This is a genomic window from Streptomyces sp. YIM S03343 (assembly GCF_054729195.1).
This window is the reverse complement of record NZ_JBPUKX010000001.1, coordinates 7,092,487-7,115,424: the sequence shown is the minus strand read 5'-3', so window position 1 is coordinate 7,115,424 and position 22,938 is coordinate 7,092,487. Positions and strand designations below refer to the sequence as shown.

At 71.0% G+C, this 22,938-nt stretch carries 17 protein-coding genes; 6 read left to right on the top strand and 11 right to left on the bottom strand.

The annotated features are described in order from the left end of the window. Window positions 1-134 precede the first annotated feature (134 nt). Genes whiA through uvrC form a run of 4 tightly spaced genes read right to left on the bottom strand, consistent with a single transcriptional unit; the run spans window position 135 to window position 5,330 of the window. On the bottom strand, window positions 135-1,124 hold the full coding sequence (gene whiA, locus ACSYGN_RS31430; protein WP_460401600.1) for a DNA-binding protein WhiA: 990 nt from the start codon (window positions 1,122-1,124) through the stop codon (window positions 135-137). Beyond that, a complete protein-coding gene (locus ACSYGN_RS31425) occupies window positions 1,115-2,212 on the bottom strand; it encodes a gluconeogenesis factor YvcK family protein (protein WP_460401598.1) in 1,098 nt (365 codons plus the stop codon). The genes whiA and ACSYGN_RS31425 overlap by 10 nt, the downstream gene beginning before the upstream one ends. Further along, the gene (gene rapZ / locus ACSYGN_RS31420; RefSeq protein WP_460401596.1) at window positions 2,209-3,210 is read right to left on the bottom strand and encodes an RNase adapter RapZ; all 1,002 of its coding nucleotides are present in this window, start codon (window positions 3,208-3,210) and stop codon (window positions 2,209-2,211) included. Before rapZ ends, ACSYGN_RS31425 begins: the two co-directional genes overlap by 4 nt. After that, the gene (gene uvrC, locus ACSYGN_RS31415) at window positions 3,207-5,330 is read right to left on the bottom strand and encodes an excinuclease ABC subunit UvrC (protein ID WP_460401594.1); all 2,124 of its coding nucleotides are present in this window, start codon (window positions 5,328-5,330) and stop codon (window positions 3,207-3,209) included. The genes rapZ and uvrC overlap by 4 nt, the downstream gene beginning before the upstream one ends. 458 nt (window positions 5,331-5,788) lie before the next feature. On the opposite strand from uvrC, the gene ACSYGN_RS31410 reads away from it, so the two are divergent. Beyond that, window positions 5,789-6,739, top strand: coding sequence for a hypothetical protein (locus ACSYGN_RS31410; RefSeq protein ID WP_460401592.1), 951 nt, complete (start codon window positions 5,789-5,791; stop codon window positions 6,737-6,739). Window positions 6,740-6,919: 180 nt separating this feature from the next. Here the strand turns inward: ACSYGN_RS31410 and ACSYGN_RS31405 are convergent, their stop codons facing one another. Continuing rightward, window positions 6,920-7,342 (bottom strand): Rieske (2Fe-2S) protein, encoded by a 423-nt coding sequence (locus tag ACSYGN_RS31405; RefSeq protein ID WP_460401590.1) that lies wholly within the window; start codon window positions 7,340-7,342, stop codon window positions 6,920-6,922. Window positions 7,343-7,598: 256 nt separating this feature from the next. Between ACSYGN_RS31405 and ACSYGN_RS31400 the strand changes: the two genes are divergently transcribed. After that, window positions 7,599-8,735 (top strand): LacI family DNA-binding transcriptional regulator, encoded by a 1,137-nt coding sequence (locus ACSYGN_RS31400; protein ID WP_460401588.1) that lies wholly within the window; start codon window positions 7,599-7,601, stop codon window positions 8,733-8,735. Next, on the top strand, window positions 8,732-9,643 hold the full coding sequence (locus tag ACSYGN_RS31395) for a carbohydrate kinase family protein (RefSeq protein ID WP_460401586.1): 912 nt from the start codon (window positions 8,732-8,734) through the stop codon (window positions 9,641-9,643). Before ACSYGN_RS31400 ends, ACSYGN_RS31395 begins: the two co-directional genes overlap by 4 nt. Before the next feature lie 97 nt (window positions 9,644-9,740). Here ACSYGN_RS31395 and uvrA read toward each other — a convergent pair whose 3' ends face one another. Further along, window positions 9,741-12,674, bottom strand: coding sequence for an excinuclease ABC subunit UvrA (gene uvrA / locus ACSYGN_RS31390; protein WP_460401584.1), 2,934 nt, complete (start codon window positions 12,672-12,674; stop codon window positions 9,741-9,743). A 223-nt stretch (window positions 12,675-12,897) separates the two neighbouring features. Between uvrA and ACSYGN_RS31385 the strand changes: the two genes are divergently transcribed. Beyond that, window positions 12,898-13,584, top strand: a complete 687-nt coding sequence (locus ACSYGN_RS31385) for a maleylpyruvate isomerase family mycothiol-dependent enzyme (protein WP_460401582.1) — start codon at window positions 12,898-12,900, stop codon at window positions 13,582-13,584. A gap of 10 nt (window positions 13,585-13,594) precedes the next feature. Beyond that, window positions 13,595-14,251, top strand: a complete 657-nt coding sequence (locus tag ACSYGN_RS31380) for an MBL fold metallo-hydrolase (RefSeq protein WP_460401580.1) — start codon at window positions 13,595-13,597, stop codon at window positions 14,249-14,251. 242 nt (window positions 14,252-14,493) lie between these two features. On the opposite strand, the gene aroQ is transcribed toward ACSYGN_RS31380, so the two are convergent. Further along, the gene (gene aroQ / locus ACSYGN_RS31375) at window positions 14,494-14,967 is read right to left on the bottom strand and encodes a type II 3-dehydroquinate dehydratase (protein WP_460401578.1); all 474 of its coding nucleotides are present in this window, start codon (window positions 14,965-14,967) and stop codon (window positions 14,494-14,496) included. Between the two features lie 230 nt (window positions 14,968-15,197). On the opposite strand from aroQ, the gene ACSYGN_RS31370 reads away from it, so the two are divergent. Continuing rightward, on the top strand, window positions 15,198-16,469 hold the full coding sequence (locus ACSYGN_RS31370) for an MFS transporter (protein ID WP_460403847.1): 1,272 nt from the start codon (window positions 15,198-15,200) through the stop codon (window positions 16,467-16,469). A 102-nt stretch (window positions 16,470-16,571) separates the two neighbouring features. Here the strand turns inward: ACSYGN_RS31370 and ACSYGN_RS31365 are convergent, their stop codons facing one another. The 4 genes from ACSYGN_RS31365 to uvrB all read right to left on the bottom strand — a co-directional run bounded on the left by ACSYGN_RS31365 (window position 16,572) and on the right by uvrB (window position 22,938). Continuing rightward, complete coding sequence (locus ACSYGN_RS31365; RefSeq protein ID WP_460401576.1) at window positions 16,572-17,582, bottom strand: TerC family protein; 1,011 nt, start codon at window positions 17,580-17,582, stop codon at window positions 16,572-16,574. Window positions 17,583-17,758: 176 nt separating this feature from the next. After that, a complete protein-coding gene (locus ACSYGN_RS31360; protein WP_460401574.1) occupies window positions 17,759-19,774 on the bottom strand; it encodes a TerD family protein in 2,016 nt (671 codons plus the stop codon). Between the two features lie 271 nt (window positions 19,775-20,045). After that, window positions 20,046-20,624: a TerD family protein gene (locus ACSYGN_RS31355; protein ID WP_460401572.1), complete on the bottom strand. Its 579-nt coding sequence runs from the start codon at window positions 20,622-20,624 to the stop codon at window positions 20,046-20,048. A gap of 160 nt (window positions 20,625-20,784) precedes the next feature. Beyond that, entirely contained in the window at window positions 20,785-22,938 is a 2,154-nt protein-coding gene (gene uvrB, locus ACSYGN_RS31350; protein ID WP_460401570.1) for an excinuclease ABC subunit UvrB, read from the bottom strand.

Here is a 22,938-nt window from a genome sequence, read left to right as displayed (position 1 = left end):
GAAACCCCCACGGCTGTGCAGCCGCCCTGCCCGCCCCAGCCGGCTCGACCGATCGGACCGGCCCGGCCTGCCCGTCGGCTCGGTCCGCCGGGCCGGTCCGGCGAATCCAGTCGGCCCGGCCGGTCAGGCGGCTGTCAGCCGACGAGGTTGTCCGCCATCTCCTCCGTGAGGCTGGACTCGGTGCCCGGAATACCGAGGTCGGTGGCGCGCTTGTCGGCCATCGCCAGCAGACGGCGGATACGACCGGCCACGGCGTCCTTGGTGAGCGGCGGGTCGGCGAGGGCGCCCAGCTCCTCCAGGGAGGCCTGCTTGTGCTCCATGCGCAGCCGGCCCGCCGCGGCGAGGTGCTCGGGGACCTCGTCAGCGAGGATCTCCAGCGCGCGCTGCACCCGCGCACCGGCAGCCACCGCGGCACGAGCGGAACGGCGCAGGTTGGCGTCGTCGAAGTTGGCGAGCCGGTTCGCCGTGGCCCGCACCTCGCGGCGCATCCGGCGCTCCTCCCAGGCCAGCACCGACTCGTGCGCACCGAGCCGGGTCAGCAGCGCCCCGATCGCGTCGCCGTCCCGGACGACGACCCGGTCGACCCCGCGGACCTCACGGGCCTTGGCGGCGATCGACAGCCGGCGGGCGGCGCCGACCAGGGCGAGCGCGGCCTCGGGGCCCGGGCAGGTGACCTCCAGCGACGAGGAACGGCCGGGCTCGGTGAGCGAGCCGTGCGACAGGAAGGCCCCGCGCCAGGCGGCCTCGGCGTCACAGGTGGCCCCCGAGACCACCTGCGGGGGCAGCCCCCGGATCGGCCGGCCCCGGCCGTCCACCAGGCCGGTCTGGCGGGCCAGCTGGTCGCCGCCCGCGACCACGCGCACGACGTAGCGCGAGCCGCGGCGCAGCCCGCCCGGCGCCATCACGATCAGCTCGGATGTGTGGCCGAAGATCTCCAGGACGTCCCGCTTGAGCCGGCGGGCCGCCATCGCGGTGTCCAGCTCCGCCTCGATCACGATGCGCCCGCTCACCAGGTGGAGGCCGCCGGCGAACCGCAGTACGGCAGATACCTCCGCCTTCCTGCAGCAGGTCCGGGTGACGGGGAGCCGGGAGATCTCGTCCTTCACCGCTGCCGTCATCGCCATGGGCCGATCCTTCCATGCATCCGAAAAATACGGTCGTACGCGGCAGCCAACAGCTCCGGGTCATGCCTCGGGGTTCCGTCGGTCCGGGCCACCGGAGCCAGCTCGACCGCGGCTCCGAGCCGCTCGGCGGCCTCGGTGAGCGAGTCGCGGTCGGGCACGGCAGCCTCGTCGGCCAGCACCACGTCCAGGGCGAGTTTAGGGGCGTGTCGCCCCAAAACCTCCAAATGACGCTGCGGGGAGAAGCCCTCGGTTTCCCCGGGCTGCGGAGCGAGGTTCAGGGAGAGTACCCGGCGGGCCTTGGTCTGGGTGAGGGCATCGAGCAACTCGGGCACGAGCAGGTGCGGGATGACCGAGGAGAACCAGGAGCCTGGGCCGAGGATCACCCAGTCCGCGTCCAGTACGGCGGCCACGGCCTCGGGCACGGCGGGCGGGTCGGCGGGCACCAGATGCACGGACTGCACCTCACCCCGTGTGAGCGCCACGGTCGCCTGGCCTCGCACGGTGTCGACATCGTCGGGCCGGTCCGGATCATGCCCCCTGACCAGGGCCTGGAGTTCCAGGGGCACGGCGGACATGGGCAGCACACGGCCGTGGGCGCCCAGCAGCTTGCCGACCAGGTCGAGGGCCTGCACATGGTCCCCGAGCTGCTCCCACAGGGCGACTATCAGCAGATTGCCGACGGCGTGCCCGTTGATCTCGCCCTGGGAATGGAAGCGGTGCTGGATCACCCGGGCCCAGGTCTGGCCCCACTCGTCGTCGCCGCACAGCGCGGCGAGCGCCTTGCGCAGATCGCCGGGCGGCAGTACGCCCAGTTCGTCGCGCAGACGACCGCTGGAGCCGCCGTCGTCGGCGACGGTGACCACGGCAGTGAGATCACCGGTGATACGGCGCAGCGCGGCGAGCGAGGCGGACAGCCCCATGCCGCCGCCGAGGGCGACCACCTTGGGCTGGGCACCGCGTCGGCGCGGCCGGGCGCCGCGGGACTCGGCGAGACGGACGGGGCGGGACTCGGCGGCCCTGTTGCCCTCCGCGCGCCCCTGCGGCACGACCCGGCGAAGCCGGCCGAACCGCGAAGTGCGTTCCGTCATTCCCGTCCCATGTCCCGGTGGACGACCACCGTCTCCACACCCTCGGCGGCCAGTCGCGCGGCGAGCTTCTCCGACGTGGCGACGGAGCGGTGCTTGCCACCGGTGCAGCCGATGGCGATCGTCACGTACCGCTTGCCCTCGCGCCGGTATCCGGCCGCGACCAGCCTCAGCAGCTCGGCGTAGCGGTCGAGGAACTCCTTGGCGCCGGGCTGGTTGAAGACGTAGGAGGCGACCTCCTCGTTGAGGCCGGTGAAGGGGCGCAGCTCGGGGACCCAGTGCGGGTTGGGCAGGAAGCGCATGTCCGCGACGAGGTCGGCGTCGACGGGGAGGCCGTACTTGAAGCCGAAGGACATCACGGTGGCCCGCAGCTCGGGCTCCTCCTCGCCGGCGAACTGGGCGTCCATCTTGGCGCGCAGTTCGTGCACGTTGAGGCTGGAGGTGTCGATCACCAGGTCGGCGTCACCGCGCAGTTCGCGCAGCAGCTCGCGCTCGGCGGCGATGCCGTCGACGATACGGCCGTCGCCCTGGAGGGGGTGCGGGCGGCGCACCGACTCGAAGCGGCGCACCAGGGCGTCGTCGGAGGACTCCAGGAAGACGATGCGCCGGGTGACCTGGCGGTGGTCGAGGTCGGCGAGGGACTCGCGCAGATTGTCGAAGAAACGGCGGCCGCGCACATCGACGACGACCGCGATCCGCGCGACATTGCCCTGGGAGCGGGCGCCCAGTTCCACCATGGTGGGGATGAGGGCGGGCGGGAGATTGTCGACCACGAACCAGCCGAGGTCCTCCAGGCACTTGGCGGCCGTCGACCGGCCCGCCCCGGACATGCCGGAGATGATCACCAGCTCGGGGATGGCCGCGTCCGGGACCCCGGTCGTCGTGACGTCCGTACTCACCTGTGCTCCGTTTTCCTGGACCACCTGCTGCGGCTGATCCGCGCCCGCTTCCCCGTGGGCCCGATCTCGCTCCGGTGTGGGCTGCTTGTCGTGCTCGGTCATCTCTCCTGCCCCCGTAGTCCGTCCGGGGCGCCCGCGGGTACGGGTTCCCCGGGAGGGCCCGCCGTCGTCACGGGCGCCTCCTCCTCAATGATCTCTCCGGTGGCTGTGTTCACAGCCGGTGCGGCCGGTGCCGCCTGAGCGAGCGCCACGGCGATCGTCTCGGCCGTCTTGCGGCCTATGCCGGGCACCTCGCAGATCTGGTCGATCGTGGCGGCCCGCAGCTTCTTCAGCGAGCCGAAGTGCTTGAGCAGCGCCTGCCTGCGGGTCTCGCCGAGACCGGGCACCTCGTCCAGGGGGCCGGAGCGGAACCGTTTGGCACGCCTGGTGCGCTGGTAGGTGATCGCGAAGCGGTGGGCCTCGTCGCGGACGCGCTGGAGCAGATACAGGCCCTCGCTGGTGCGGGGCAGGACCACCGGGTCATCCTCGCCGGGCAGCCAGACCTCCTCCAGGCGCTTGGCGAGGCCGCAGACGGCGATGTCGTCGATGCCGAGTTCGTCCAGCGCGCGCTGCGCCGCCGCGACCTGCGGCCTGCCGCCGTCGACCACGACGAGCTGGGGCGGGTAGGCGAACTTACGGGGGCGGCCGTCGTCGTCCTTCAGCCCGCCGCCGGGCGTGTCGCCATTGCCGTTGCCGTTGCCATCGGTGAGCGCGCCCGTCGTCGCGTCCTCGAAACTCCCGGGCGTGTCGTCGGAGCCGTCGGTCGTCCACTCGCCGGTCTTCTCCTTCTCGGCGAGATAGCGCCGGAAGCGGCGGGTGATCACCTCATGCATGGACCGGACGTCGTCCTGTCCGGCGAAGCCCTTGATCTGGAAGCGGCGGTACTCGCTCTTGCGCTGGAGCCCGTCCTCGAAGACGACCATGGACGCCACGACGTCGTCGCCCTGCAGGTGCGAGATGTCGTAGCACTCGATGCGCAGCGGAGCGCTGTCCAGGCCGAGGCCGTCGGCGATCTCCTCCAGGGCGCGCGAGCGTGTCGTGAGGTCGGAGGCGCGCTTGGTCTTGTGCAGGACGAGCGCCTGCTTGGCGTTGCGCTCGACGGTCTCCATCAGGGCCCGCTTGTCGCCCCGCTGCGGGACACGCAGCGAGACGTTCGACCCGCGGCGGCCGGTGAGCCACTCCTGGACGGGCTCCAGCGGCTCGGGCAGCGCCGGGACGAGAACCTCCTTGGGCACGGCGTCCCCGGTCTCCTCGCCGTAGAGCTGCTGGAGGGCGTGCTCGACCAGGTCGCCGGTGGTGACGGCCTCCACCTTGTCGGTCACCCAGCCGCGCTGGCCGCGCACCCGCCCGCCGCGCACATGGAAGATCTGGACGGCCGCCTCCAGCTCGTCCTCGGCCACGGCGACGAGGTCGGCGTCGGTCGCGTCGGCGAGCACGACCGCGTTCTTCTCCATGGCCTTCTTCAGGGCCTCGATGTCATCGCGCAGCCGGGCCGCCCGCTCGTACTCCATCACGTCCGCCGCACGGGTCATCCGGCTCTCCAGACGGCGCAGATACGTCCCGGTGCGGCCGGCCATGAAGTCGCAGAACTCCTCGGCGAGCCGCCGGTGCTCCTCGGGGTCGACCCGGCCGACGCAGGGCGCGGAGCACTTGTCGATGTAGCCGAGCAGGCAGGGCCGGCCGGTGCGGGCGGCGTTCTTGAACACCCCGGCCGAGCAGGTGCGCACGGGGAAGACGCGCAGCAGCAGGTCGACGGTGTCGCGGATCGCCCACGCGTGCCCGTACGGCCCGAAGTAGCGCACGCCCTTGCGCTTGTGACCGCGCATCACCTGTACACGCGGGAACTCCTCGTTCATCGTCACCGCGAGATAGGGGTAGCTCTTGTCGTCGCGGTACTTGACGTTGAACCTGGGGTCGAACTCCTTGATCCAGGTGTACTCCAGCTGGAGCGCCTCGACCTCCGTGGACACGACCGTCCACTCCACGGACGCGGCGGTGGTCACCATCGTCCGGGTGCGCGGGTGGAGGCCGGACAGGTCCTGGAAGTAGTTCGCCAGGCGCTGGCGCAGGCTCTTCGCCTTCCCGACGTAGATCACCCGGCGGTGCTCGTCTCGGAACCGGTACACCCCGGGGGAGTCCGGGATCTCACCCGGCCTGGGGCGGTAGCTGGAGGGGTCGGCCATGTCTCACACCCTACTGGCGCAGGGTGACACTCCGGTGGGGCTGTGGACAACGGTTGCCGGAGCGTCGCAATGGGGGGTGGGCGGCGCGGGCTGGGGCGGCGCGGGGACGGTCAGGCGCGGGACGGGGACGGGGACGGGGACGGCGTAAGCGTGAGGCAGGGACGGCGCAGGCGTGGTGCAGGGACGGCACAAGCGTGGGGCGGCTCGCGACCCGTCGGCGGATCGGGCCGGACCGGCGGGAGCGAGCGGGCCGGACAGGCTCTGGCCCGGAAGCGTCTTCCGGCCGGTTCCAGGGTGTTGTCGGGGCTTGGTCAAGACGCTTCAATGCGGGGGAACTCGGGGCCGTCGCCGACGGCGTACGGATGTGCCGGTGAGCCGCGAACCCGCCGGCGCCGCGGCCCAGGACCCGCGTGGGCGGTCTGACCAGCCGTCGCGACCTTCACAGAGAGGCCCCTGCCATGCGGTACGCCACACCACAGCACGCGGACATCGCCTCCGCGGACCTGGACTCGGCCCTGCGGGGTGGCCCTTTCCATGTCGCCCTGCGCGCCGCGATCGCCGCGCGCGGGCTGCCGCTCCAGCGTGTGCAGCACCATCTGTCGCGCTACGGCGTGACGGTCGGCGTCACCAGTCTGAGCTATTGGCAGCAGGGCGCCCGGCGCCCGCAGCGCCCCGAGTCGCTACGGGCGGTACGGGCCCTGGAGGAGATCCTCCGGCTGCCGGAGGAGTCGCTGATCCGGCTGCTCGCCGAGGCCGACGGGCGCACCACGGCACAGCGTCCCGCGGGCCGCTCATACCGCGCCCTGATGGAGGCGTCGGACGTGCTGGAGCGGCTGCTGGACGAGCTGGGCTCGTCCTCCGACGGCGGTCTGCACATGCTCGGTCTGCATGAGCGGATACAGATCGGCGCAGGTCGCGAGCTGGCCTCACGCGAGTCGCACCACATCGTCCGCGCCCACCAGGACGGCGTGGACCGTTTCGTGGCCGTCCACCACGGTGACCCGGGCTGCTCCCCGGCTCACATGACCGTGCACGCCTTGGAGAACTGCCGCACGGGACGCGTCCGCCGGCACGACGAGACCGGTGTGCTGGTGGCCGAGCTGCTCTTCGACACACGACTGCGGTCCGGAGATACGTTCCTCTTCCGCTGCGGCGTCGAGGACGGCACCGCCGGTGTCTCGTACGAGTGTGCACGCGGGTTCGGCATGTCCGGAGGCCAGTACGCACTCCAGGTCCGCTTCGATGCGGGAGCCCTGCCCGTGCGCTGCCACCGTTTCACCCAGCACTCCCCCGCTGCCCCCCGCACCGGCCTCCAGGACCTCCCCCTGACCATCAGCCACTGCTCGGCCCACCTCGTGGAACCCCGGGTACGCGCGGGCATCGTGGGGATGGGCTGGGACTGGGGCTGACGGGACCGGCCGCAGGGCCTGGGACCGCCACCGGGCGGCGGGCACACGACCAGAGACCACCACCGGGCGCCGGGCACACGACCAGAGACCACCACCGGGCGCCGGGCACACGACCAGAGACCACCACCGGGCGGCGGGCGCACGGCCAGGGACCACCGCCGGGCGACGGGTGCTGTCGTGTCAGGCGCCGGGGCCTGCGACAATCTTGCCGTTCTTCGTCTCGACGGACAGTTCGGTCAGCGGCGCGATGGCCGGTGCGCGCAGCACCTTGCCGGTGCGGGCGTCGAACTCGCTGCCGTGGCAGGGGCAGACCAGCGTCGTCCCCTTGAGCTTGTTGATGGCGCAGCCCGCGTGCGTGCAGATCGAGCTGTATGCCTTGAGGGTCCCGTCGGAGGCCCGGCTGACCACCACGTTCTGATCCAGGTACAGCTGTGCGCTCCCCTTGGCGACCTCGCTCGCCGCGCCGAGTTCGACGGGCGCGGTCGGCCCGGACGCCGGGGTGCCGCCGCCGGAGGAGCAGGCGGCGGCGCCGAGTCCCGCCACGGGGATGACGGCCACGGCGCGCAGAACGGTACGGCGGGTCGCGGAGGGTCGGCCGGGCATGAGGGTTCTCCACTGGTCGGGATCGGGCAGGCACCGGCCGCTCGCCGGGCGGCCCGGCGCGAGAGCGGTGCACGCCGACCATAGCGGTTGGGGGTCCGGCGGCGTCACACCGGGTCGTGGGCGCGCCAGTGGGCGCGTAAACGATTGCGTAAACGCTTGCGCAAGCGTTTACGCGCAGCCCGGAATGGGATACGTTGCCCGCCGAAGGCCACCTGCGCCGCAGACGGGCCACCTGCACCACGGAAGGGACACCGCAATGCCCACGATGGCCGACGTCGCACGCACCGCCGGTGTCTCCGTGGCGACCGTCTCCCACGTGCTCAACGGCACGCGCCCGGTGCTGCCCCACACCCGCCAGGCCGTGCTGGACGCCGTCGACGCCCTCGGCTACACACCCAACACGCTGGCGCGCTCCCTGGTGACCTCACGCACCCGCTCGATCGGCCTTGCGGTGTCGGCGATCAGCAACCCGTACTTCACGGAGATCCTCCAGGGTGTCGAGGCGAGCGCCCTGGAGCACGGCTACAGCCTGCTCATCGCCGATCCGCACGACGACCCGGAGCACGAGCGCAAGGTCGTCCAGCTGCTGCACGAGCGGCGGGTGGACGGCGTGATCGTCGCACCGTCGGCCAGACCCGACGCGCTGGTCGCGTATCTGTCCCGGCACGGCGTACCGGCGGTGTTCCTCGACCGCGTGCTCGCCACGGCGGCAGACAACAACGTGCTCCCCACGGCGGCGGGCGGTGAGCAGCGGTCGGACGGACCGCCCTTCGACCAGGTCTGCGCCGAGAACACCGAGTCGACGGCCCGGCTCGTCGCCCATCTCGCCGACCTCGGCCACCGCCGGATCGGCCTGGTGGCGGGCCTGCCCGGGCTCAGCACCACCGGTGAGCGCATCGACGGCTACCGCTACGGCCTCGCGCTGGCCGGGCTCGCCCACGACGAGCGGCTCGTGGTGCACGGCGACTCCGAGTCGGCCGGTGCCGAGCGGGCGACGGCGGCGCTGCTGGACCTCGCTGCACCGCCGACCGCGCTGGTCACCGCCAACAACGCCATGACCATCGGAACCCTGCGCACACTGCGCGAGCGTGGCCTGTCGGTCCCCGGCGACATCGCGCTGTGCTGCTTCGACGACTTTGCCTGGGCGGATCTCTTCACGCCCCGGCTCACCGCGATCGCCCAGCCCAGCAAGGAACTCGGCGCGCAGGCGGTCAAGGTGCTGCTGGACCGCCTCGCCGTCCCGGACCGGCCCGCCCGGACGGTGCGGCTGCCGTGCGCGTTCGTCCACCGCAGCTCGTGCGGCTGCCCGGACGGGCCCGGACGCCCTCCCGCAGGACTCCCGGACCGCGCCTCCGCACACACCGAAACACCCGGGAAAGGAACCGTCTCGTGATCGTCGTCGCCGGTGAGGCCCTGATCGACCTGGTACCGCAGGGCACTGGCGCCCTCGCGGGGCTCACGCCTGCCCGCGGCGGCGGCCCGTACAACACGGCCGTGGCCCTCGGCCGCCTCGGCTCCGCCACCGCGTTCTGCTCCCGCACGTCGTACGACGCCTTCGGCGAGGCCCTCCTCGACGGGCTGCGGCAGGCCGGTGTGGACGTCTCGGGCGTGCAGCGCGGTCCGGAGCCGACCACGCTCGCGGTCGCGACGATCGACGGGAACGGTTCCGCCGCGTACTCCTTCTATGTCGAAGGGACCGCCGACCGGCTGTTCACCGCACCCGCCGGTCTGCCGGACGGGGTCCGCGCGGTCTCCTTCGGCACCTGCTCGCTGGTCCTGGAGCCGGGTGCCGGCGCCTACGAGGACCTGATGCGGACGGCCTCGGCCCAGGGCGTGTTCACGGCGCTCGACCCGAACATCCGCACCGGGCTGATCCCGGAGGCGGACGCCTACCGGGCACGCTTCAGGAGCTGGCTGCCGTCGGTGACGCTGCTGAAGCTCTCCGAGGAGGACGCCGGATGGCTGGGCGGCTCACCGCGCGAGTGGCTCGCGGCCGGTCCGTCGGCCGTCGTGATCACCCGGGGCGGGGACGGGCTGACCGCGTTCACCCGGGACGGCGCGGAGCACTCCGTGCCGGGCGAGAAGGTCGACGTCGTGGACACCATCGGGGCCGGTGACACGGTGAACGCAGCCCTGCTGCACGGGTTGGCCGCACAGGACGCGCTGTCTCCCGCGGCGCTCGCCGGGTTGGGCGCCGACGGCTGGACGCGTCTGCTGCGGTTCGCGGCCCGCGCGGCGGCGGTCACCTGCTCCCGGGCGGGCGCCGAACCGCCGTACGCGTCCGAGCTGGGCGAGGTGTAGCGGCGGCAACTCCCGGCGGGGCACCGCGCGGTGCCCCGCCGGGAGTTGCCGCGGGGCACCGGGGACGTCGCGGAACACGCGGCCGCCCCGGCGGGGCTCAGGCCTTACGCGCCCGCACCGCCTTCTTCGCGGGAGCGGTCCGCTTCCTGGCCGTGCCCGGCTTCGCCGACGGAACGGCGTCGCTGATCTTCTCCGGCGCCAGGATCTCGCGCAGGAACTTGCCTGTGTGGCTGGCGGGTACCCCGGCGACCTCCTCGGGCGTGCCCTCGGCGACGACGAGGCCGCCGCCCGCGCCGCCCTCCGGGCCCATGTCGACGACCCAGTCGGCGGTCTTGACCACATCGAGGTTGTGCTCGATGACGATGACCGTGTTGCCCTTGTCGACCAGGCCGGACAGGACCGTCAGCAGCTTGCTGATGTCCTCGAAGTGCAGACCTGTCGTCGGCTCGTCCAGCACATAGACCGTGCGCCCGGTGGAGCGGCGCTGGAGCTCGCTGGCGAGCTTGACGCGCTGTGCCTCACCACCGGACAGAGTGGTCGCGGACTGGCCGAGACGGACGTACCCGAGGCCGACGTCGTGGAGGGTCCTGAGGTGGCGGGCGATCGCGGGGACGGCCTCGAAGAAGCCGAGCGCCTCCTCGATCGGCATGTTCAGCACCTCGGCGATGGACTTGCCCTTGTAGTGGACCTCCAGGGTCTCCCGGTTGTACCGGGCGCCGTGGCAGACCTCGCACGGGACGTAGACGTCCGGGAGGAAGTTCATCTCGATCTTGATGGTGCCGTCGCCCGCGCAGTTCTCGCAGCGGCCGCCCTTGACATTGAAGGAGAAGCGGCCGGGCAGATAGCCGCGCACCTTCGCCTCGGTGGTCTCCGCGAACAGCTTGCGGATGTGATCGAACACGCCGGTGTACGTCGCCGGGTTGGAACGCGGGGTGCGGCCGATGGGCGACTGGTCGACATGCACGACCTTGTCGACCAGATCGTCGCCGTCCACACGGGTATGACGTCCCGGGACGCTCCTCGCGCCGTTCAGCTCGCGGGCCAGGTGGGTGTAGAGGATGTCGTTGACCAGGGTCGACTTGCCGGATCCCGACACGCCCGTGACGGCCGTGAACAGGCCGAGCGGGAAGGACACGTCGATGTCCTGGAGGTTGTTCTCACGGGCGCCGTGCACCGTGAGCCGCCGGGAGGGGTCCTGCGGACGCCGCAGGTCCGGCAGCGGGATCGACTTGACGCCCGAGAGGTACTGGCCGGTCTGCGACTCGGCGTTGGCGAGCAGTTCCGCGAGCGAGCCGCTGTGCACGACCTTGCCGCCGTGCTCGCCCGCGCCGGGGCCGATGTCGACGATCCAGTCGGCGACCTTGATGGTGTCCTCGTCGTGCTCCACGACGATGAGCGTGTTGCCCATGTCGCGCAGCCGGACCAGGGTCTCGATCAGCCGGTGGTTGTCGCGCTGGTGCAGTCCGATGGACGGCTCGTCGAGGACGTAGAGGACACCGACGAGGCCGGAGCCGATCTGGGTGGCCAGCCGGATGCGCTGCGCCTCGCCGCCGGAGAGCGTACCGGCGGCCCGGTTGAGCGACAGATAGTCCAGGCCGACGTCGACCAGGAACCGCAGCCTTTCGTTGACCTCCTTGAGTACCCGCTCGGCGATCTTCTTGTCGCGGGCGCCGAGCTTGAGCTGGCCCAGGAACTCCGCGCAGTCACTGATCGACATCGCGGAGATCTCGGCGATGGACCTGTCCATGATGGTGACCGCGAGGACGACCGGCTTCAGCCGGGTGCCCTCGCAGGTGGGGCAGGGCACCTCGCGCATATAACCCTCGAAGCGCTCACGGCTGGCGTCGCTCTCCGCCTCGCTGTGCCGCCGCTTGACGAACGGGACGGCGCCCTCGAAGGGGGTGGTGTAGACGCGCTCACGGCCGTACCTGTTGCGGTAGCGGACCTCGATCTGGGTCTTGTGCCCGTACAGCAGCGCCTTCTTCGCGCGCTGCGGAAGGCCCGCGAAGGGGATGTCGGTGCGGAATCCCAGCGCGTCCGCGAGGGCGCCGATGAGCCGGCCGAAATAGTCCTTGGTGTGTCCGTGCGACCAGGGGTGCAGGGCGCCCTCGTCGAGCGTCTTGTCCTCGTCCGGGACGATCAGCTCGGGGTCGACCTCCATCCGGGTCCCGATGCCGGTGCACTCGGGGCAGGCGCCGAAGGGCGAGTTGAAGGAGAAGGACCGGGGCTCCATCTCCTCGAAGGACAGATCGTCGTACGGGCAGTACAGATGCTCCGAGTACATGCGCTCGCGCTCCGGGTCGTCCCCGGGGAGGTCGACGAAGTCGAGCACGACCATGCCTCCGGACAGCCCGAGGGCGGTCTCGACGGAGTCGGTGAGGCGGCGCTTGGCGCCGTCCTTGACGGTGAGGCGGTCGACGACCACCTCGATGGTGTGCTTCTCCTGCTTCTTCAGCGTCGGCGGGCTGGAGAGCTGGATGGTCTCGCCGTCGACGCGCGCGCGGCTGTAGCCCTTGGTCTGGAGGTCGGCGAAGAGGTCGACGAACTCCCCCTTGCGCTCGCGCACCAGCGGCGAGAGGACCTGGAAACGGCTCCCCTCCGGCAGTTCGAGCACCCTGTCGACGATGGCCTGCGGCGACTGGCGCGAGATCGGGCGCCCGCACTCGGGGCAGTGCGGCTTGCCGATGCGAGCGAAGAGCAGGCGCAGATAGTCGTAGACCTCGGTGATGGTGCCGACCGTGGAGCGCGGGTTGCGCGAGGTCGACTTCTGGTCGATGGAGACCGCCGGCGACAGACCCTCGATGAAGTCGACGTCCGGCTTGTCCATCTGGCCGAGGAACTGCCGGGCGTACGAGGAGAGCGACTCCACGTACCTCCGCTGGCCCTCGGCGAAGATCGTGTCGAAGGCCAGCGAGGACTTGCCCGACCCCGACAGGCCCGTGAAGACGATGAGCGAGTCGCGTGGCAGGTCGAGCGAGACATTCCTGAGGTTGTGCTCGCGCGCGCCACGGATGATGAGACGGTCGGCCACGCCGGTCCGCACCTTTCTTGGGAGAAGTGACAGGGGCCCAGCCCCCGGCTTTCTCAGACTAGGGGGAGCCACTGACAACGCCGGTCGGATTCCCGGGTTGCTCAACAATCCCCGGCCCTCCAGCATGCCCGACGCCACCCACGACCATATAGCACGTACATTCGATTTGCGGGCGGGGTTCGCCACCTTCACCCGAAGGAGTGGCGGGGCTAGGGTCGGCGGCATGATGGATCACGCGCGTGACCTGGTGTCTGTACAAGACGCGACCGACCGGCTGCGCACCGCCGCCGCCAAAATGGACAACGCGTCCGTCGCCGAGCCGTCACTCCTGCCCGGCTGGACCCGCGGCCATGTCCTCGCCCACCTCTCCCGCAACGCCGACGCCCTCGTGAACGTCTTCCAGGGGCGCCCGATGTACGACTCCGCCGCGGCCCGGGACGCCGACATCGAGCGCGACGCGCCGCGCCCCCTCGACGTGCACCTCACCGACCTGCGCGACAGTGCCGCCCGCTTCCAGGCGGCTGCGGCCGTGCCCGCCGACTGGTCGCGCACTGTGGAGCTGCGCAACGGCGTCACCGACTCCGCGGCCCGGCTGCCCTTCCGGCGCTGGGCGGAGGTCGAGCTGCACCATGTGGACCTCGGCATCGGGTACGAGCTCGAGGACCTGCCCGTGGAGTTCACGGAGCGCGAGATCGGCCTCCTGTCCGAGCGCTTCACGGGCCATGCCGCCATCCCGCCGACCCTGATCACGGACGGCACGCGCGCCTGGCGCACCGGACGGGAGGCGAACGAGCCGGAGGTGACCGTCACCGGCGGTCCGGCGAACCTGCTCGGCTGGCTGTCGGGCCGCCGAGACGGCTCGGCACTGACCGTCTCCGGAGGACCGCTCCCCGGGCTCCCGCCGCTATAGGCTGACGGCCATGACGTACAGCGGAGAGGTGACGGTCGGCGGCCCTGCCGACGTGCACGAGCTGAAGGACCTGATGATCACGAAGATCGCGGTCGGCCCGATGGACAACAACTCCTATCTGCTGCGCTGCCGGGCCACCGACGAGCAACTGCTGATCGACGCGGCCAACGACGCCGATACCCTGCTCGGCATGATCGGCGACGACGGTGTCGCGTCCGTCGTCACCACGCACCGGCACGGCGACCACTGGCAGGCACTGGCCGCGGTCGTGGCGGCCACGGGCGCGCGTACCTACGCGGGCCGGGACGACGCCGAGGGCATCCCCGTACCGACCGACGTCCTCGTCGACGACGGCGACACCGTCCGCGTGGGACGCGTGACACTCACCGCGCGCCATCTGGTGGGGCACACACCGGGCTCCGTCGCGCTGGTCTACGACGATCCCCACGGGCACCCGCACGTGTTCACCGGCGACTGTCTCTTCCCGGGCGGCGTGGGCAACACCCGCAAAGATCCGGAGGCGTTCGCCAGCCTGATCCACGACGTGGAGACGAAGATCTTCGGCGTGCTGCCGGACGAGACCTGGGTCTACCCCGGCCACGGCAACGACACCACGCTCGGCGCGGAACGGCCTCACCTGCCGGAGTGGCACGCGCGCGGGTGGTGAACACACGCCCTGGGGGCGCGCGGCACATCGGCGCGCGCCCCGTGTGAACGGTTCGCCCGTTCCGGCGCCGCGCGCACGCTCCCGGCGCCCCTGGGCCCGCAGTCCACTGGAGTCAGCCCCGCACGGGATGACGGCTCCCGTACGGCAGGGGCCGCCGGTCTCCCGATCCCCGCCCTCGACCGGCGGCCCAGGCGGGGCGCTCAGGTACACCCGCCCCGGCCGTCGGACTCAGCCTCCGCGTCCTATGCCTCCGCTTGCGCAGCCCCGGCCAGCGCCGCCACCCGCGCCACACCGAAGGCGTATCCCTGCACCCCGCACCCCGCGATGACACCGTCGGCGCGCAGCGAGACGTACGAGTGGTGCCGGAACGACTCACGCCGGTGGATGTTGGAGATGTGAACCTCGATCACCGGCATGCCGTCGCAGGTGTTGAGCGCGTCCAGGATCGCGACAGAGGTGTGCGAGTAGGCACCGGGGTTGATGACGATCCCGCAGTACCGCAACCGTGCCTCGTGGATCCAGTCGACCAGCTCGCCCTCATGGTTGGACTGCCGGAAGTCGACCGTGCCGCCGTGCGCCGCGGCCGTCTTGGCGCACAGTGCCTCCACGTCGGCGAGCGTTTCGGAGCCGTAGATCTCCGGCTGGCGCTGGCCCAGCAGGTTCAGATTGGGCCCGTTGAGGATCATGATCGGGGCGTTGGCCAGGGTGCGGGGCACGGTTCCTCCGGTCCGTTCGGGGCAGTCGCGGCCGGTCCTCGGCGACCACCGCTGGGACCCGGTCTATCACGGTGGCCCCGCTCCCCGGGGGCCGCGGCCGCACGCCGGTCCCCTGCTGCACGCACCGTCACTTCCCTGCCAGGATTTCACCCCGGCGGCCCCCGTAACCCCTTGTCGTCATGGGTGGTTGACGCGGCATGGAGCACGTACGCACCGCACAGCCACCGTCCATGCCGCGGCTGGCGGCCGCCTCGCTCGCCGGGACCGCGATCGAGTTCTACGACTTCTTCGCGTACGGGACCGCGGCGGCGCTGGTCCTCGGCCCCCTCTTCTTCCCGGAGTTCTCCCCGGTTGCGGGGACACTGGCCGCCTTCGGGACGTTCGGCGTGGGGTTCGTGGCCCGGCCGCTGGGCTCGGTGCTGTTCGGACATCTCGGTGACCGGCGCGGGCGGCAGCCGGTGCTGGTGGGCTCACTGCTGCTGACCGGGGCGGCGACCGTCGCGGTCGGCTGTGTGCCGGCCTACGGTTCGATCGGACCGGCCGCTCCCCTGCTGCTGCTCGTCCTGCGCTTCCTCCAAGGGCTGGGTCTCGGCGGGGAGTGGGGCGGTGCGGTACTGCTGACCGCCGAGCACGCGCCCGCCGGGCGGCGCGGGCTGTGGTCGAGCTTCCCGCAGATCGGCCCGGCGGTCGGCTTCGTGCTCGCCAACGGCGTGACGCTGGCTCTGTCGGCGACGCTGTCCGCCGGGGAGTTCGCCCGGTGGGGCTGGCGCGTGCCGTTCTGGGCGGCCGGGGTACTGGCCCTGGCCGGGCTGTGGCTGCGCTCGTCCCTCGCGGAGAGCCCTCGTTTCCTGGAGATCGAGGACCATGCGCGCGTGCCCGTCGCCGAGGTCGCACGCGACCACTGGCGGCTCGTCCTGCTGACGGCCGGTGCGCTCGCCGCCGGGTACGCCGTGTTCTACGCCGTGACCACCTGGTCCCTCGCCTATGCGACGGAACGGCTCGGGGTCAGCCGCACCGTGATGCTCGCCTGCATCATGGCCGCCGTGGTGGTGAAGGGGTCGCTCACTCCGGTGTTCGCGGTGCTCGGCGACCGCTGGGGGCGGCGGCCGCTGTGTCTGGTGGGCTGTGCGGCCACGGCCCTGTGGATGTTTCCGATGGTCGCGCTCCTGGCGACCGGCGAGCCGCTGCTGATGTTCCTCGGCATCCTGGGTGCGCTGGTCTCCTTCGTCATCATGTTCTCGGTGATCGCCGCCTACCTCCCGGAGCTGTACGAGCCCCGGGTGCGCTGTACGGGCGCGGCCGTCGGCTACAACCTGGGCGGCGTCCTCGGCGGGGCGCTCACCCCCATCGCGGCCACAGCGCTGGCCGAGCACGGCGGGCGTGTTCCCTGGGGGGTCGGCGCATATCTGACGGGGGTCGCCCTGCTCAGCCTGAGCTGCTTCGCCCGGCTTCCGGAGACCCGCCCGCTGGTGGCACCGGCGGTGGAACCCGTCTCCGGGTGAGCCCCTTTCGGGCGGGTCCGGCCTCCACGGGCCGTCGGGCGCCATGCCCGGCGATTCACCACGCACCACACCCCAGGACAGTTGTCCCTGCACCGACTGGGATCAGAGCCGGACTCTGTCCTTCGGAACGCCTTCGCCGGCCTTCCGCGCCTGTTCCGTCTCCGCGGTCTGCGCCAGTTTCCGGGAGGCCCGGAGGCTGGTGATCGTGGTGACGGCCAGGACCGCGCAGATCACCCCGAGCGAGACCGGGATGCTGATCTCCGGGACATGCACCCCGGACTCATGGAGCGCGTGAAGCACGAGCTTGACGCCGATGAAGCCGAGGATGACCGACAGGCCGTAGGAGAGATGGACCAGCTTCCTCAGCAGGCCGCCTATGAGGAAGTACAGCTGCCGCAGCCCCATGAGGGCGAAGGCGTTGGCGGTGAAGACGATGTACGGGTCCTGGGTGAGCCCGAAGATCGCGGGGATCGAGTCGAGGGCGAACAGGACGTCCGTCGTGCCGATCGCAAGCATCACGACCAGCATCGGCGTCATCACACGCTTGCCGTTGTCGCGGATCCACAGCTTGGTGCCGTGATAGCGGTCGGCGACGCCGAAGCGGCGCTCGGCGGCCTTGAGCACCTTGTTCTCCTCGAACTCCTCGTCCTCCTCATCGGCCCGGGCGTCCTGGATCAGCTTCCAGGCGGTCCAGACGAGGAAGGCACCGAAGAGGTAGAAGACCCACGAGAAGCTCGCAAGGATCGCGGCGCCCGCGGCGATGAAGACGGCCCGCAGCACCAAGGCTATGAGGACGCCGAAGAGCAGGACGCGCTGCTGGTACCGCGAGGGCACCGCGAACTTCGCCATGATCAGCACGAAGACGAAGAGGTTGTCGACGCTCAGCGACTTCTCGGTGATGAATCCGGCGAAGAACTCACCGGCGGGCTGTCCGCCCCCGAGCAGGAGCAGCACGACCCCGAAGAGGCCGGCGAGGGCGACCCAGACGACGGTCCAGATGCCTGCTTCCTTGATCGACACGTCGTGCGGTTTGCGGCCGATCAGGAAATCGACCGCGATGAGGGCGGCCAGGCCTCCGATGGTCAGGACCCACAGGGTCAGGGATACATCCATTGCGCCTCCGGCACAAAGCGGCAGTCGGTCAGCGTGTCGCTGCCGGAGGTCACGCACTCCCCTCCGTACCGAAAACAGTACCCAATCACCAAGAAAAGGTAAAGAGATCGGTAAAGAAAATACCAAATCAGCAGGTTGGAGCACTTTACTTGTGCTTGGTCAACTCCTGTCGGCCGTCACTGGTTCCATTCGCGCCGAGCTGTCACGACCTGGGTGAGCACCTGCTCCAGCACCCGGCTGCCGGACGGGACGAGCGGCGGCTCGTACGTCCAGGCATGGCCCACCCACGGGTCGGCGAGGTGGTCGTCGGGGACCGGGGTCAGCCGCAGCAGTGATCGCCACAGCGGGTCGAGCAGCGGCCCGTACCCGGCGGCGTCCTGGCGGTCCGCGACCATCAGCAGACGGACGCCCGCGGACGGGCCCTCGTCGGCGAGATAGCGCAGCCGGGTCACCGACCGGTCGTCGAAACCGTGCGGGAAGTCGTTGACGACCAGCAACTGCTCGGCGGTGTCGAGGTCGGGCGGCAGCGCATCGGCCGCTCCGCCGCGCACCGCCATCTGCACCAGGTCCACCCGCTCGGTGAGCCGGGTCAGCATGTCCGCCACTCCGGTGGCACCTGCCGCGGGCTGTCCGGCGAGCACGCCGGTGCGCACCAGCGGTCCGAGCGCCCGTGCTCCCGCACCGGCCGGGTCTATGACATGCACGCCGAACTCGCCGGGCGGATACACGGCGAGCAGCCGGGCGGCGAGCGTGACCGCCGTCTCCATCGCCAGCTCGCGCACGGCCGTGGAGTCCACGAGAACGCCGTCGGCCGACGGTACGGGCCCGCTGTCGATCCACAGACCGCGTTCCAGCGGCAGCCTCATCAGCATCGGGATGCGCAGGTCCGCGCTCTCGGGCAGCCGCAGGTCACCGAGGCGCAGCGCCATCGGGATCTCCATCGGCACCCGGTAGCCGTGCCAGACCGGGTTGTCCCAGCCGGCGTAGGCCGGCGGCAGCGCGGGTTCGACGACCTCGGACTCCGCGGTGAGCTGGGCGAGGTCGCGGTCGAGGGCCGCCTTGGCCTGCTCGACCAGCCGGGCGTGCTTGCCGCGGACCACCTGCCGGGCGGCCTCGCCGGATCCGTCCAGCCGACTGCGCGGGTCGGACAGGACCTGGTCGAGCTCCTTCTCCATCCGGGAGTCGGCGAAGCCGACGGCGCTGCGGTAGGCGGCCGTGGTGCGGGCGAGGTCCTCGAACATCCCCCAGACCTGGTTGTAGAGCCGCTCCTCCATGGACCAGCCGGTGGCGTCCCCGGCGACCGGCTGCGCGGGGCGGCCGGGCTCTGCCGGGGGCGCGGTCGGCGGGGGCGGCGGCGGGGCGGCATCGTGACGGCCGGGGTGGGTGTAGTCGATCCGGCCGTCCGAGGGCGCCGACTGCCCGGTGGCGGGGCTCACCTGCGGGTCGCCCCGGCCGGTGACCGGAGTTCCGGTTCCCTGCGGATCGTCCGCCGGGTAGGGCGACACCGGTTGGGGCGGTACCGGGCCGGGTGTGCCCTGGGCGGCGGTGGCACCCTGGTCCTGGCCGGTGACCGGCGCGGTCGCCTGCCGGGAACGCTCGCTGCCGGGTGAGCGCGGCGGGGGCGGTGCGACCGAACGGGCCAGGCCCTGGGCCACGGCCTCGTCGATGGCACCCGCGAGCTGCCGCGCCTGGGGCAGTCCCTGGTCGGTGAGGAGCGCGGGCAGTCCGCCCGCGTAGCCCTGGCCGACGGCGCGCACCTTCCAGGCGCCCTGCCTGCGGTACAGCTCCACCGCGACGACGGCGGACTCGCTGTCCAGCCCGATGATCGTGTAACCGGCGATGCCGGTGCCGTCGAGGCCGGTGACCGCGACGAAGGGAGCGGCGACGGAGCCGAACCGGCCCGGGCCACCCGCCGCGGTGGGCAGGGCGAGCAGCACATTGACGCGGTGGACGGCCTCCGGCATCGCGGCCAGGTCGACCGCGAGCCGGTGGTCGGCGGCGGCCTGCCGGGAGACCTCGAGTCCGGGCAGGACCGGGGCGCCGGGGTGGGCAACCCATTCGACGCCGCGCACCTTGCCGTTCTCGTCGCTGAGCGTGGCCGCGGCCACCACGGGCTCGCCGGCCGAGATCCGGATCTCCAGGTGCGCCTGGGAGAGCGGGTGGTTCTGCCCCCGCACCAGCTCGGCGGTCATCGCCTCTCGTCCCCCTCTGTCGTTGTCGTCTCGCTGTGCCCGGCCGACCCGCACCGTGCTACCGGCCCGTACCGGGCTAGTGCCGCGACAGGCAACGTTTGCCCGTGAAGGAGCGGCGTCCGGTGCGTGCTCTCGGCGTGCCGGCCGGAGGCCCTCGTACTGGACGTACTCGGGTCTTCGGCCGGTGCGGCGAGCGGGGGTCCCCCCTGCTCGAAGAGCTTGGGGGAGCGTGCCGGGCGTCGCGACGGGGCGAACGTTGCCTGTCGCGGCACTAGAGCAGCGGCAGGATCGTCGGCATCAGGTCCTGGAAGGTACGGCCGTTGGCCGGGGAGCCGAGGGCGGTCATGGTCCAGCTGCTGCCGGTGCGGTGCACCTTGGCCATGATCTGCGCCGTGTAGGCGCCGCCGCCGTCCAGGGTGTAGCGGGCGAGTTCCTGGCCATTGGTCTCGTCCACGAGGCGGCAGAACGCGTTCTGCACCTCCTGGAAGGTCTGGCCCGTGAAGGAGTTCACGGTGAAGACGATCTGGTCGATGTGGACCGGCACACGCGCGAGATCGACGAGGATGGCCTCGTCGTCGCCACCCTGGCCCGCGCCGCCGACCAGGTTGTCGCCGGTGTGCCGCACGGAGCCGTCGTCGCTCACCAGGTGGCGGAAGAACACCACGTCGACCGGCTGCTTGTCCGCGAACAGCACCGCGGACGCGTCGAGGTCGATCTCACGCGTGCGCGAACCGAACAGGCCGCGGCGCGGTGCCGCCTTCCAGCCGAGACCCATACGGACCGCGCTCAGGCTCCCCCCGCCCTGCTTCTCCAGACTGATGGCCTGGCCCTTGGTCATGTTGACGGTCACGACTGCTTCCCCTCTCGAACTGTCCCCTGTTACCGCGGAAAATCCACGGTTGACCAGCACTTTACGCAGCGGCGCCCGACCGTGCCGAACTCCGAGCGCCGTTTGTGTCGTTGTTGAGACACACGGCCCCTGAACGGAGGTCGGCGCGGATGTGCGGACCTCAGGCGAGGCCCGCCTCCCTCATCTGCCGCAACTCCTTCTTCATCTCGGAGACCTCGTCGCGCAGTCGGGCCGCGATCTCGAACTGGAGATCCGCGGCGGCGGCGCGCATGCGCTCCGTCATCTCCTCGATCTGCTCGGCGAGCTCTGCCACGGGCCGGTCGGTGGGCACTGTTTCCTTGCTTCGGGCCTTGCTCTTGGCGGGCTTGGCCGCCCTGCCGCCCTTGACTGCGTGCTCGGCGAGCGACGGGACCGGGGACTTGGCACCCTTGCCGTCCTTGGACTTTCGGTAGCCGGAGCCGAGCAGTTGCTCCGTGTCGACCTCCTCACGGGCGATCCGCGCGACGATGTCGTTGATCTTCTTGCGGAGCGGCTGGGGGTCGATGCCGTTCGCCTTGTTGTACGCGACCTGCTTCTCCCGGCGGCGGTTGGTCTCGTCGATGGCCTTCTCCATCGCCGGGGTGATCTTGTCGGCGTACATATGGACCTGGCCGGAGACATTGCGCGCGGCACGGCCGATGGTCTGGATGAGCGAGGTGCCCGAGCGGAGGAAGCCCTCCTTGTCCGCGTCGAGGATGGCCACCAGGGACACCTCGGGCAGGTCGAGTCCCTCACGCAGGAGGTTGATGCCGACCAGGACGTCGAACTCGCCACTGCGCAGTTCGCGCAGCAGTTCGACACGGCGCAGGGTGTCGACGTCGCTGTGCAGATAGCGCACCTGGATGCCCAGTTCCAGGAAGTAGTCGGTGAGGTCCTCGGCCATCTTCTTGGTGAGAGTGGTGACCAGGACCCGCTCGTCCTTCTCGGTACGGGTGCGGATCTCGTGCACCAGGTCGTCGATCTGGCCCTCGGTGGGCTTGACCACGACCTCCGGGTCGACCAGACCGGTCGGACGGATGATCTGCTCGACGACACCGCCCGCGCGGGAGAGCTCGTACGTGCCGGGGGTCGCCGACAGATACACCGTCTGGCCGATGCGCTCCTGGAACTCCTCCCACTTCAGGGGGCGGTTGTCGAGCGCGGACGGCAGCCGGAAGCCGTGTTCGACGAGGGTGCGCTTGCGCGAGGCGTCGCCCTCGTACATGGCGCCGATCTGCGGGACGGTTACGTGCGACTCGTCGATGACGAGCAGAAAGTCGTCCGGGAAGTAGTCGAGCAGGGTGTTCGGCGGGGAGCCGGGCAACCGGCCGTCGAAATGCATCGAGTAGTTCTCGACGCCGGAGCAGGTGCCGATCTGGCGGAGCATCTCGATGTCGTAGGTGGTGCGCATACGCAGCCGCTGGGCTTCCAGGAGCTTGCCCTGCTTCTCCAGATCGGCCAGGCGCTCACCCAGTTCCTTCTCGATGTCGTTGACGGCCCGCTCCATCCGCTCGGGGCCGGCGACGTAGTGGGAGGCCGGGAAGACGTAGAGCTGCTGGTCGTCGCTGATGATCTCGCCGGTGATCGGGTGGAGGGTGGAGAGCGCCTCGATCTCGTCACCGAACATCTCGATGCGGACGGCAAGTTCCTCGTAGACCGGGAAGATCTCGATCGTGTCGCCCCGCACCCGGAAGGTGCCGCGGCTGAAGGCCAGGTCGTTGCGGGTGTACTGGATGTCCACGAAGCGCCGCAGCAGCTCGTCGCGGTCGATCTCGTCGCCGATACGGAGGGGGACCATGCGGTCCACGTACTCCTGCGGGGTACCGAGGCCGTAGATGCAGGAGACCGAGGCGACCACGACGACGTCGCGGCGGGTCAGCAGCGAATTGGTGGCGGAGTGACGCAGCCGCTCGACCTCCTCGTTGATCGAGGAGTCCTTCTCGATGTAGGTGTCCGACTGCGGGACATACGCCTCGGGCTGGTAGTAGTCGTAGTACGAGACGAAGTACTCGACGGCGTTGTTCGGCAAGAGCTCGCGGAACTCGTTGGCCAGCTGGGCGGCCAGGGTCTTGTTCGGCGCCATCACCAGCGTGGGGCGCTGGAGCTTCTCGATCATCCACGCGGTGGTGGCGGACTTGCCGGTGCCGGTCGCGCCGAGCAGGACGACGTCCTTCTCACCGGCCCCGATGTGCGTGGCCAGCTCGGCGATGGCCGTCGGCTGGTCGCCACTGGGCTGGTAGGGGCTGACGACCTCGAAGGGCGCCATAGTGCGTTCGATGTGAGAAACGGGCCGCAT

Bases quoted from the DNA above. Each gene is read 5' to 3' on its own strand.
- whiA (WP_460401600.1), bottom strand. From the start codon at position 1,124: ATGGCGATGACGGCAGCGGTGAAGGACGAGATCTCCCGGCTCCCCGTC.
- ACSYGN_RS31365 (WP_460401576.1), bottom strand. From the start codon at position 17,582: ATGGATGTATCCCTGACCCTGTGGGTCCTGACCATCGGAGGCCTGGCC.
- ACSYGN_RS31410 (WP_460401592.1), top strand. From the start codon at position 5,789: ATGCGGTACGCCACACCACAGCACGCGGACATCGCCTCCGCGGACCTG.
- ACSYGN_RS31400 (WP_460401588.1), top strand. From the start codon at position 7,599: ATGCCCACGATGGCCGACGTCGCACGCACCGCCGGTGTCTCCGTGGCG.
- ACSYGN_RS31405 (WP_460401590.1), bottom strand. From the start codon at position 7,342: ATGCCCGGCCGACCCTCCGCGACCCGCCGTACCGTTCTGCGCGCCGTG.
- ACSYGN_RS31370 (WP_460403847.1), top strand. From the start codon at position 15,198: ATGCCGCGGCTGGCGGCCGCCTCGCTCGCCGGGACCGCGATCGAGTTC.
- uvrC (WP_460401594.1), bottom strand. From the start codon at position 5,330: ATGGCCGACCCCTCCAGCTACCGCCCCAGGCCGGGTGAGATCCCGGAC.
- ACSYGN_RS31380 (WP_460401580.1), top strand. From the start codon at position 13,595: ATGACGTACAGCGGAGAGGTGACGGTCGGCGGCCCTGCCGACGTGCAC.
- rapZ (WP_460401596.1), bottom strand. From the start codon at position 3,210: ATGACCGAGCACGACAAGCAGCCCACACCGGAGCGAGATCGGGCCCAC.
- ACSYGN_RS31425 (WP_460401598.1), bottom strand. From the start codon at position 2,212: ATGACGGAACGCACTTCGCGGTTCGGCCGGCTTCGCCGGGTCGTGCCG.
- ACSYGN_RS31360 (WP_460401574.1), bottom strand. From the start codon at position 19,774: ATGACCGCCGAGCTGGTGCGGGGGCAGAACCACCCGCTCTCCCAGGCG.
- ACSYGN_RS31385 (WP_460401582.1), top strand. From the start codon at position 12,898: ATGATGGATCACGCGCGTGACCTGGTGTCTGTACAAGACGCGACCGAC.
- uvrB (WP_460401570.1), bottom strand. From the start codon at position 22,938: ATGCGGCCCGTTTCTCACATCGAACGCACTATGGCGCCCTTCGAGGTC.